Annotated in this window: 11 protein-coding genes; 6 read left to right on the forward strand and 5 right to left on the reverse strand. The window is 56.0% G+C overall.

Annotated features, from left to right (window positions below; genetic code table 11):
* Window positions 1–60: 60 nt before the first annotated feature.
* Window positions 61–1077, forward strand: coding sequence for a Mal regulon transcriptional regulator MalI (gene malI / locus JBO43_RS11735; protein WP_095281074.1), 1017 nt, complete (start codon window positions 61–63; stop codon window positions 1075–1077).
* 66 nt (window positions 1078–1143) lie between these two features.
* Here malI and cysS read toward each other — a convergent pair whose 3' ends face one another.
* Window positions 1144–2529: a cysteine--tRNA ligase gene (gene cysS, locus JBO43_RS11740; protein WP_202674371.1), complete on the reverse strand. Its 1386-nt coding sequence runs from the start codon at window positions 2527–2529 to the stop codon at window positions 1144–1146.
* Between the two features lie 173 nt (window positions 2530–2702).
* Here cysS and ppiB point away from each other — a divergent pair, with 173 nt between their 5' ends.
* The 5 genes from ppiB to mnmH all read left to right on the forward strand — a co-directional run bounded on the left by ppiB (window position 2703) and on the right by mnmH (window position 6782).
* On the forward strand, window positions 2703–3197 hold the full coding sequence (gene ppiB, locus JBO43_RS11745) for a peptidylprolyl isomerase B (RefSeq protein WP_095281072.1): 495 nt from the start codon (window positions 2703–2705) through the stop codon (window positions 3195–3197).
* A 3-nt stretch (window positions 3198–3200) separates the two neighbouring features.
* Entirely contained in the window at window positions 3201–3923 is a 723-nt protein-coding gene (lpxH, locus tag JBO43_RS11750; RefSeq protein WP_202674372.1) for a UDP-2,3-diacylglucosamine diphosphatase, read from the forward strand.
* A gap of 116 nt (window positions 3924–4039) precedes the next feature.
* Window positions 4040–4549 (forward strand): 5-(carboxyamino)imidazole ribonucleotide mutase, encoded by a 510-nt coding sequence (gene purE / locus JBO43_RS11755; protein WP_095281071.1) that lies wholly within the window; start codon window positions 4040–4042, stop codon window positions 4547–4549.
* Window positions 4546–5613, forward strand: coding sequence for a 5-(carboxyamino)imidazole ribonucleotide synthase (purK, locus tag JBO43_RS11760; RefSeq protein WP_202674373.1), 1068 nt, complete (start codon window positions 4546–4548; stop codon window positions 5611–5613). The genes purE and purK overlap by 4 nt, the downstream gene beginning before the upstream one ends.
* Before the next feature lie 98 nt (window positions 5614–5711).
* A complete protein-coding gene (gene mnmH / locus JBO43_RS11765; protein WP_202674374.1) occupies window positions 5712–6782 on the forward strand; it encodes a tRNA 2-selenouridine(34) synthase MnmH in 1071 nt (356 codons plus the stop codon).
* 4 nt (window positions 6783–6786) lie between these two features.
* Here the strand turns inward: mnmH and JBO43_RS11770 are convergent, their stop codons facing one another.
* The 4 genes from JBO43_RS11770 to JBO43_RS11785 form a co-directional block, all read right to left on the reverse strand.
* Window positions 6787–7446, reverse strand: a complete 660-nt coding sequence (locus tag JBO43_RS11770; protein ID WP_095281068.1) for a methionine ABC transporter permease — start codon at window positions 7444–7446, stop codon at window positions 6787–6789.
* Window positions 7439–8452, reverse strand: a complete 1014-nt coding sequence (sfbB, locus tag JBO43_RS11775) for a virulence-associated ABC transporter ATP-binding protein SfbB (protein ID WP_103949528.1) — start codon at window positions 8450–8452, stop codon at window positions 7439–7441. Before sfbB ends, JBO43_RS11770 begins: the two co-directional genes overlap by 8 nt.
* Window positions 8453–8510: 58 nt before the next feature.
* Entirely contained in the window at window positions 8511–9344 is an 834-nt protein-coding gene (locus JBO43_RS11780; protein ID WP_202674375.1) for a MetQ/NlpA family ABC transporter substrate-binding protein, read from the reverse strand.
* Between the two features lie 409 nt (window positions 9345–9753).
* Window positions 9754–10905 (reverse strand): porin, encoded by a 1152-nt coding sequence (locus tag JBO43_RS11785; RefSeq protein ID WP_202674385.1) that lies wholly within the window; start codon window positions 10903–10905, stop codon window positions 9754–9756.
* Between the last annotated feature and the right edge of the window lie 80 nt (window positions 10906–10985).

The raw sequence follows: 10985 nt of genomic DNA on the forward strand, positions 1-10985 counted from the left end.
CCTGTACTCTGGGAGACGTATCTTATCTGGCTGATAATTTAGAAATTTCAGGGAGCGAGTTTGAAGAAAGTCAGCATTATTGATGTCGCCAAACACGCAGGCGTGTCGGTTTCAACCGTCTCGCTGGTGTTACGCCAGAAAGGGAAAATCTCAGAGGCAACGATTGAGAAAGTCCAGGCTGCCATCAATACGCTCGGCTACATCCATAACGTCGCTGCCGCAAACCTTCGCGCCAACACCTCCAATCTTATCGGCTTAATCCTGCGTGATTTCAGTGACAGTTTTTCCATCAAAGTGATGGCGAGTATTGTCCAGGAGCTGGAAAAACAAGGCTTTATGGTTTTTCTCGGGCAACCACTGAACGATCACGAGCATCTCGAACGCTGCCTGCTGTCGTTTAAACAGCAGGGCGTGGCGGGCGTGATTTATCTGGCGTCCGATACGCGCACATCCGCGCTGCCCGCGCAGATCCGCGAATGTCCACTTCCGCTGGTCGTGGTTTCCCAGTCCTTGCTGAATGAATCTTGCAATCTGGTGATGCGTGATAATCGTCAGGCAGCGAATCTCGCCACCCGTTATCTGATTGAACGCGGCCACCGTAATATCGCCTATATTGGCGGTCGGGAAGGCTGCTTGATCCGCGAACAGCGACTGCTCGGCTTTCGCAGCGCGATGACGCAATACGGTCTGGTGAATCGCGAAGAGTCCGCTCCGGTCTGTAGCGACGATACCCAGGCGGCAGGCTTTGTCACTCGTCAGTTGCTGGAAAAAAACAACACCATTACCGCCCTGCTGTGCCACTCACCTGATGCGATGATCGGCTCAATCTCCGGCATTCATCAGGTTGGGCGTACGGTCGGGAAAGATGTGTTTCTCACACAGCAGGTCGCCCTGGTTGGGTTCGAAGACATGCTGCACGTGAACCTCACCTCGCCGTCATTCACCTATGTTTCTTCCGCCAGTGAAGAGACGGGCCGTCAGGCTGCAGGGTTAATGATTCGCAAACTGAAAGAGCCAGAATTGCAAACCCAAAGAATTACCCTTTCCGGGCAGTTGATCGCGCGCGAGTCAGCGTAGAAGAGATCGATGAGTGCGGAGGGTTATAGCTGCCCGGCAGGCATTGCACCGCCGGGCATAACAGGCTTACTTACGACGCCAGATAGTCCCCTGAGCACCATCTTCCAGGATGATACCCATTTCGGTCAGACGCGCACGCGCGGCATCAGCTGCCGCCCAGTCTTTCGCCTGACGCGCTTCGAGACGCGCCTTGATCAACGCTTCAATCTCCGCCACTTCACCGTCATCTGCCTGCGCGCTGCTTTGCAGGAAGGTTTCAGGCTCTTGCTCCAGCAAGCCCAGCACCGCGGAGAGTTTACGCAGATGAGAAGCCAGGGCATTCGCCGCCGCCATGTCTTCGGTTTTCAGGCGGTTCACTTCACGCGCCATATCAAACAGCACCGAGTACGCTTCCGGCGTGTTGAAGTCATCGTTCATCACTTCGATAAAGCGCGCTTCAAACGCTTCGCCGCCCGCCGGTGCCACCGATTTGTCAGTCCCGCGCAGCGCGGTATACAGACGCTCCAGCGCAGAGCGTGCCTGTTTCAGGTTCTCTTCGCTGTAGTTCAACTGACTGCGGTAGTGGCCCGACATCAGGAAGTAACGCACGGTTTCGGCATCGTAATATTTCAGCACGTCGCGCACGGTGAAGAAGTTGCCCAGTGATTTGGACATCTTTTCGCGATCGACCATGACCATACCGGAGTGCATCCAGTAATTGACGTACTCGCCGCCGTGCGCACAGGTTGACTGCGCGATTTCGTTCTCGTGATGCGGGAACATCAGATCCGAACCGCCGCCGTGGATATCAAAATGCTTGCCCAGCTGTTTGCAGTTCATCGCTGAACATTCAATGTGCCAGCCCGGACGCCCTTCGCCCCACGGAGATGGCCAGCTTGGCTCGCCTTCTTTGGACATTTTCCACAGCACGAAGTCCATCGGATTGCGTTTTACGTCGACCACGTCAACGCGCGCACCGGCCTGCAGCTGGTCCAGATCCTGGCGAGAAAGCTGACCGTAGTTTGGATCCGTCGGCACCGAGAACATCACATCGCCGTTGTCCGCCACATAGGCGTGACCACGGGCGATCAGCTTTTCGGTGATGTCGATAATTTCGTGGATGTGATGCGTGGCGCGCGGCTCGCTGTCCGGGCGCAGAATATTCAGGGCATCAAAATCTTTGTGCATTTCGGCGATCATGCGATCCACCAGCGTCACAAAGCTTTCACCATTTTCATTCGCGCGTTTAATGATTTTGTCATCAATGTCGGTGATGTTACGCACGTACTTGAGCGTATAACCGAGGAATCGCAGGTAACGCGAGACCACGTCAAAGGAGACAAACGTACGCCCGTGACCGATATGACAGAGATCGTAAACAGTAATACCACACACGTACATGCCGACTTCCCCGGCATGGATAGGTTTAAATTCCTCTTTTTGGCGCGTCAGAGTATTAAAGATTTTTAACATCGAAGATTCCGTGTAGACGTGTGTGGACAATAAAGACGGTATAATACCCATAATTCAGACCGGAATCAGCACACAATGCAAGATGATCCCGTCTGGCGGTTATGCTATAACACCCGTCTATCTGTGACCCTCACTTGGGTCGACGCCCCACAATACCGGAACAGGATGCAAAAATGGTTACTTTCCACACTAATCATGGCGATATCGTTATTAAAACCTTTGATGATAAAGCGCCTGAAACAGTCAAAAACTTCCTGGACTACTGCCGCGAAGGTTTCTACAACAACACCATTTTCCACCGCGTGATCAATGGTTTTATGATTCAGGGCGGCGGTTTTGAACCTGGCATGAACCAGAAAGAGACCAAAGAAGCGATCAAAAATGAAGCCAACAACGGTCTGAAAAACACCCGTGGTACGCTGGCGATGGCGCGTACTCAGGCTCCACACTCTGCGACTGCCCAGTTCTTCATCAACGTGGCTGACAACGACTTCCTGAACTTCTCCGGCGAAAGCATGCAAGGCTGGGGCTACTGCGTATTCGCAGAAGTGGTTGAAGGTATGGACGTGGTTGAGAAAATTAAAGGCGTTTCTACTGGCCGCAGCGGTATGCACCAGGACGTTCCAAAAGAAGACGTGATCATTACCAGCGTGACCGTTAGCGAGTAATTGGTGGCGACACTCTTTATTGCAGATCTTCATCTGCAAACAGAAGAACCGGCGATAACCGCCGGTTTTCTGCGTTTTTTAGCAGGCGTAGCTCGAACCGCCGACGCGCTCTATATTCTGGGCGACCTCTTCGAAGCCTGGATTGGCGACGACGATCCCAACCCTCTGCATCGCGAAATGGCCGCCGCCATTAAAGCGCTGGTCGACTCCGGTGTCCCCTGCTTCTTCATTCACGGCAACCGCGATTTTCTGATTGGCAAACGCTTTGCCCGCGAAAGCGGAATGACATTGCTGCCGGAAGAAAAAGTGCTCAACCTTTACGGTCGCAAGGTACTGATCATGCACGGCGACACGCTCTGCACCGACGACACTGGCTACCTGGCGTTTCGCGCCAAAGTCCACACGCCGTGGATACAAACGCTGTTTCTCGCCCTGCCGCTGTTCATCCGCAATCGCATCGCCGCCAAAATGCGTGCAGGCAGTAAAGCCGCCAACAGCAGCAAATCGATGACCATCATGGATGTCAATCCGCAGGCGGTTATCGAGGTGATGGAAAAACACCGCGTGCAGTGGCTGATCCACGGCCATACCCATCGCCCGGACGTTCACTCCCTGACGGCCAACGGCGAGCCCGCACACCGCGTGGTGCTGGGTGCCTGGCACACGGAAGGCTCGATGGTGAAAGTCACGCCAGACGGCGTAGAACTGATTCAGTTTCCGTTTTAATTCCCTCTCCTTTTCACCAAACGCATCGCCACGCAATCGTTTTCCTTGGCACAATTTAATGCTATTCTCTGTGCCCTCAAAGCAGTGTGTTCCGCACCACAGGAGTTTTAAGACGCATGTCTTCTCGCAATAATCCGGCGCGTGTCGCCATCGTGATGGGGTCCAAAAGCGACTGGGCTACCATGCAGTTTGCCGCCGAAATCTTCGAAATCCTGAATGTTCCCCACCACATTGAAGTGGTCTCCGCGCACCGTACCCCCGATAAACTGTTCAGCTTCGCCGAAGGCGCGGAAGAGAACGGCTATCAGGTGATCATTGCCGGTGCGGGTGGTGCAGCACATTTGCCAGGCATGATTGCCGCCAAAACGCTGGTGCCGGTGCTCGGTGTGCCGGTGCAGAGCGCAGCCTTGAGCGGTGTTGATAGCCTCTACTCTATCGTGCAGATGCCGCGCGGGATTCCGGTCGGTACGCTGGCGATTGGCAAAGCGGGTGCGGCGAACGCTGCGCTGCTGGCCGCACAGATTTTGGCGACACACGATAAAGAATTGCATCAGCGTCTGGTGGAGTGGCGCAAAGCGCAGACCGACGAGGTGCTAGAGAATCCCGACCCGCGAGGTGATGCATGAAGCAAGTCTGCGTCCTCGGAAACGGTCAGTTAGGCCGAATGCTGCGCCAGGCGGGTGAACCGCTGGGCATCACCGTCTGGCCCGTCGGGTTGGACGCAGAGCCTGAAGCCGTGCCGTTTCAGCAAAGCGTCATCACTGCCGAAATCGAACGCTGGCCAGAAACGGCATTAACCCGCGAGCTGGCGCGTCACAACGCCTTCGTCAATCGCGACGTGTTCCCGATTATTGCCGATCGCCTGACGCAAAAGCAGCTTTTCGACAAGCTAGGTCTCGCCACCGCGCCGTGGCAGCTGCTGGCGGATAAAAGCGAGTGGCCTGCGGTGTTTGAAACCCTCGGCGAGCTGGCGATCGTGAAGCGCCGCACGGGTGGCTATGACGGTCGCGGTCAGTGGCGTTTACGCGAGAACGAAATCGCCGAGTTGCCGGACGACTGCTACGGCGAATGTATCGTCGAGCAAGGCATCAATTTTAGCGGCGAAGTGTCGCTGGTTGGCGCGCGCGCGTATGACGGCAGCACGGTGTTTTATCCGCTGACCCACAATCTTCATCAGGATGGCATTCTGCGCACCAGCGTGGTGTTCCCGCAGGCGAACGCCGCGCAGCAGGCGCAGGCCGAGGATATGCTCTCGGCGATCATGCATGAGCTGGGTTACGTGGGTGTCATGGCTATGGAGTGCTTTATCACGCCAGCCGGTCTGCTGATCAACGAGCTGGCCCCGCGCGTGCATAATAGCGGTCACTGGACGCAAAACGGCGCGTCCATCAGCCAGTTTGAGCTGCACCTGCGTGCCATTACCGATCTGCCGCTGCCGCAGCCGGTGGTCAACAGCCCGTCGGTGATGATCAATCTCATCGGTACCGATTTAAACTATGACTGGCTGAAACTGCCGCTGGTGCATCTGCACTGGTACGACAAAGCGGTGCGTGAAGGACGCAAAGTCGGCCATCTCAATCTGAATGATGATGATACCGGCCGCCTGAGCGCCACACTCGAAGCGATCATTCCGCTGCTGCCGCCAGAGTACGCGAGCGGTATCGCATGGGCGCAGAGTAAACTCAAATAAGTGCTAAATGCCGGGGAGTTGATCTTCCCCTTCCCCGGCTTCTCCCGACGCGCGTAAAATCCCACACCATTGCTGTTTTGCACTTTTCAGGATTTTACATGAACGATGGAACGGACTATCGCGCCATTCTCACCACCGCTACACCCTTAATCGACGTTCGCGCGCCGGTCGAATTTGCCCAGGGCGCAATGCCAGCGGCACGCAATTTGCCGCTGATGAATGACGACGAGCGCGCCGCCGTGGGCACCTGCTACAAACGACAAGGGCCTGACGCCGCTCTGGCCCTGGGCCATCGTCTGGTTAACGGCGATGTGCGGGAACAGCGCATCAACGCCTGGCGCGAAGCTTGTCTGCAAAATCCCAACGGTTATCTTTGCTGCGCGCGCGGCGGGCAGCGCTCGCATATCTCCCAGGCCTGGTTAAAAGAAGCCGGGATCGATTACCCGCTGATCGCAGGCGGCTATAAAGCTCTGCGTCAGACGGCGATCCAAGCCACCGTTGAACAGGTACAAAAACCAATGGTGTTGATTGGCGGCTGTACCGGCAGCGGGAAAACGATACTGGTCAGAGAGCACGTGCAGGGCATCGATCTCGAAGGGCTGGCGCATCATCGCGGCTCGTCCTTTGGCCGCACTTTACAGGCTCAACTGTCGCAGGCCAGTTTTGAAAATCATCTGGCCGTGGAACTGCTGAAAAAGGATGCTCCGCGCTGGGTGCTGGAGGACGAGGGCCGGATGATTGGTTCTAACCATCTACCGGAATGCCTGCGCGAGCGCATGATCCAGGCCTCGATCGTAGTGGTCGATGACCCGTTTGAGATTCGCCTTGAACGCCTGCGCGAGGAGTATTTCGCACACATGTGGCAGGAATTTTCTGCCGCATACGGGGAAGAGGCAGGCTGGAAGGAGTACGCGCAGTATCTGCATCACGGCCTGTTTGCTATCCGCCGTCGGCTGGGATTGCAGCGCTTTGCAGAATTCACCGCGTTACTGGATTCCGCGCTCATCGAGCAGCAGCGCACAGGACGTACCGAGGCGCACTATTCCTGGCTTGCGCCACTGCTCAATGACTATTACGACCCGATGTACCGTTATCAGCTGGAAAAAAAAGCCGATAAGATTGTCTTTCGGGGCGCGTTTAACGCGGTGGCCGCCTGGCTGGCGGCCTGATTCTCTAGCGGCGATCGCGCTTGTCGGCGCGTTTCGCCAGCCAGTCGCCCAGCACCTGGACGATCTGCACCAGCACGATCAGCGCGATCACGGTGACGACCATCACCTGGGTTTCGTAGCGGTAATAGCCGTAGCGGATCGCCAGATCCCCTACCCCGCCGCCGCCAACGATCCCAGCCATCGCGGAATAACCGATCAGGCTGACCAGCGTGATCGTCAGACCACGCAGTAATCCGGCACTCGCCTCCGGCAGCAGGACGGTGCAGATGATACGCATCGGGCTCGCACCAAACGCCTCGGCCGCTTCAATAATCCCTTTATCCACTTCGCGCAACGCGCTGTCCACCAGACGAGCGTAAAACGCAATCGCCGCCACAGAAAGTGGAACCGATGCTGCAATCGGGCCGATGGTGTTGCCAAGCAGCAATTGCGTCAGCGGCAGCAGGAGAACCAGCAGGATCACAAACGGTACCGAGCGGATGATATTCACCAGTACCGAACTCACCAGGTAAACAAAACGGTTCTGCCAGAACAGATGTCGGTCGGTGACAAAAATCAAAAAGCCCAGCGGCAGTCCGCCGAGAATTGCCAGCACCGTGGAGATGCTCAGCATCTGGAAGGTTTCGTTAAACGCCAGGCCCAGATCGGCCACTAAATCATCCACGGATCACCTCCACCTGCGCAGTACGATGACGAATATGTTCTACAGCCGTTTCCACAACGGCAGGATCATCCGCCGTCAGCTGCACCACCAGAATCCCCAGCGCTCGCTCGCCGATGTACTCAATTTTGCCGTGCAGAATATTCACCGCTACGCCAAATTTGATTGCCACGTCCGAGAGCACTGGCTGCTCAGCGGAATCCCCGATAAACAGGATTTTCAGCAGTTGCCCAGGAAGATGCTGCTGCAAACGCTCCGGCAGGGTCAGGTTCAGAGTATGCGATACCAATTGTTGGGTGAACGGATGCTGCGGATGGGCAAAGACGTCGAATACCTCGCCCAGCTCCACCACTTCGCCACCGGACATCACCGCCACGCGATCGCAGATGGATTTGATCACGTTCATCTCATGGGTGATCAGCACGATCGTGATCCCCATCTGCTGGTTGATCTGCTTGAGCAGCGCCAGAATAGTCGCCGATGTTTCCAGATCCAGAGCAGACGTCGGTTCATCACACAGCAAAACGTCCGGGTGGTTGGCAATCGCGCGAGCAATGCCCACACGCTGTTTTTGCCCGCCGCTCAGCTGCACCGGATAACGATTGGCTTTGTCCGTCAGCCCGACGAGGGCGAGGATCTCCGTCACGCGCGGAACGATTTTACTGCGCTCCCATCCGGCGGCCTTCAGGCTAAACGCCACGTTCTGCGCCACGGTGCGGGTGTGCATCAAATTGAAATGCTGGAAGATCATGCCAATACGCTGGCGGGCTTTGCGAAGATTCACGCCATCAAGGGCAGAAATCTCTACGCCGTTGACGTTAACGCGGCCCGCACTCGGGCGCTGGAGCGCATTCAGGGTGCGCAGCAAGGTGCTTTTCCCCGCGCCGCTGGTGCCGACAATGCCAAAAATCTCACCGGCTGCAATGGTCAGGCTGACGTCGGAGACCGCGCGGGTGGAAGGCCCGCGCCCGGTCTGGAAGTCGACACATACCTTGTCTAACTCAATCATGACTACCTCAGAAATGCGAAAAGGGCAGACTCAGCTGCCCTGTCAAACCTGTGCGCAATTACGGTTTTGCCGCCGTCATCCAGTCGGGTTTCTGGAAAGCGGTATACACGTTTTTCGGATCGTCGATCACCGCGCGATAGGCCGGAGACTCGACCACCGCCACGATATCTTTGGCGAACGGTTTATCAGCATCTTCCGTACGCACAGCGATGATATTTTTCAGGTTTTCGTCGAGGTGCTCCTGCGCCAGCGCGCTGGAAAGATCCATTCCGGCAGCAATGGCGAAGTTCCCGTTGACCAGAGAGGCGGTGACACTATCCAGCGTGCGCGGCAGCTGCGCCGCTTCCAGCGGTTTGAACACCAGCCCTTTCGGGTTGCTGGCGATATCACGCTCGGAGGCTTTGGTCGGGTCGATATTATCTTTGATGGTAATCAGCTTCAGAGACTGCAGGAAACGCAGGCCGCGCGCGAGGTTGGTCGGATCGTTCGAAAGGGTCACGATATCGCCCTTTTTCAGCTCATCCAGGCCCTTTATCTTGTGGGAATAGAAACCCATCCCAGCCGTCGGCACGGTGAGTAATTTGGTCAGCTTCAGCCCTTTGTCGGCCGTAAATTTGGTGAAGTAGAGCGAGTGCTGGAACAAGTTGGCGTCGATGCTGCCGTTAGAGAGCGCCATGTTCGGCTGCACATAATCGCTGAATTCGCGCACCACCACTTTGTAGCCTTTCTCTTTCAGCGAGGGAGCAATGGCTTGTTTGACCATGTCGCCGTACGGGCCAGGCGCGACGCCAAACACGATGGTGTGCGGATCGCTGTTAGCGTGGGCAGCCTGCAAACCGCAGACCAGCAGAAGCGCACCGGCAGCGGTGCGAAGCGTGTGACGTAATCCCATGAGATCTCCATTTCAAAGCGGTGTGGCGTTGTGTTGCACCGTACGATGCGGCGCAGAGTCTGTTTAACATGACACAGATCACAAGCGGCTGTCCTTGAAATTATTTCATGATGTTGCGGAATATGTCGTTGAATGTGCAGGAGATTGGGATAGGCAATTTGTGGGAAATGATAGACCGTGCGCGCATTATGCCGGGCGGCACTGCGTTTGCCCGGCCTACGGGTTTTGTAGCCCCGGTAAGTAAAGCGCCACCGGGGACAAACCGCACAGTCCGTAGCCCCGGTAAGCAAAGCGCCACCGGGGACAAACCGCACAGTCCGTAGCCCCGGTAAGCAAAGCGCCACCGTGGACAAACCGACAGTCCGTAGCCCCGGTAAGCAAAGCGCCACCGGGGACAAACGGCTCCGACTTAGAAGTCGTAACGCAGACGGACCAGGTTCATATCACCCAGATCGTCAGTGCTGGAGGTGAACACGTGTTCGTAATCAACACGGAAACCGTAATCCAGCTGGAAGCTGATACCCACGCCGTTATCGATGCGCTGGTAGTTGCGGCCATTCACATACTCAATGCGATCGCCCATCACGTATGGCTGAACTGATTTCAGCGCGTACTGGCCAACCGGGATTTTGTAACCCGCGAAGTACTCAATACCCCACGCATCACCGGCGAAGTAGTCGTTCACCGACACTTTTTTGGTGGTCATGAAGTTCTGATACCAGCCGCCGCCTGCGGAGAAGGTCCAGTTGTCCGGGGTCCAGCTCAGCGCCGTACCGAGGATGTTCTGGTCGTAAGATTTGCTGTCGCCGTTATCCGGGTTACGCATATCCGCGCGGGTATAGTTCCACGCCGTACCCCAGGTCAGATCGGTGGTCAGGTGGTAATCAATACCCAGTGAACCGCCGCCTTTACGTTTGTAACGCAAACCGTTACCCGGCAGGTATTCACCGTCTTCGAACAGATAAGATGCATAAATGTCTGCATCACCGACGGTTTTCTTATATTTCAGCATTTTGCGTGAACGATAAGAGCCGTCGTAGTCGCCGTTGATACCGTTACCCGGTGCCTGACCTACCATGTCGTAGTCCCAGATATCGGTTTTCGCGCCGACCACATCGTAATAGACGCTGTTCTGTTGACCGAAGGTCAGCGTACCCCAGGTATCGCTTTTCAGGCCGGTGTAGAGCATACGGCGAGACGTATCATTCGCGCCTTCTGCGTGGTGGTTATCCCAGTCGAACAGCGCTGGAATGTTCACACCCAGCTCGTAGTAGCTTACCCAGCTGATGTCGTCGAACAGGTAGTAATCTGCTGCGAAACGGAAACGGGTGCCGCCATCGAAGCCGTTACGCTTGTAAGAACCTTTGTCGCCGTCGCCCGTCATCATGTTGAACTGGGGACGGATGCTGCCGCCAACGGTGAAGTTAAGACGGCTCAGCGGGTTGCCCGCCTGCGGATCTTGCTTCAGTACGGTGATTTCCGCTTGTGCTGCGAAAGACGCCAATGCCACTGCCGCGCCGATCGTTGCCGCCAGCGCTGTTTTTTTTATGGTCATTATTATTCCTTGATAGACACGCTGCTAATTATTTAGCGGATGAATAATATCTGGAATTAAACAGGCCGTGGGGTTGGGTTTTTAAT

It is taken from the genome of Lelliottia jeotgali (assembly GCF_016771845.1).
In the GTDB taxonomy this organism is placed as follows: Bacteria; Pseudomonadota; Gammaproteobacteria; order Enterobacterales; family Enterobacteriaceae; genus Enterobacter; species Enterobacter jeotgali.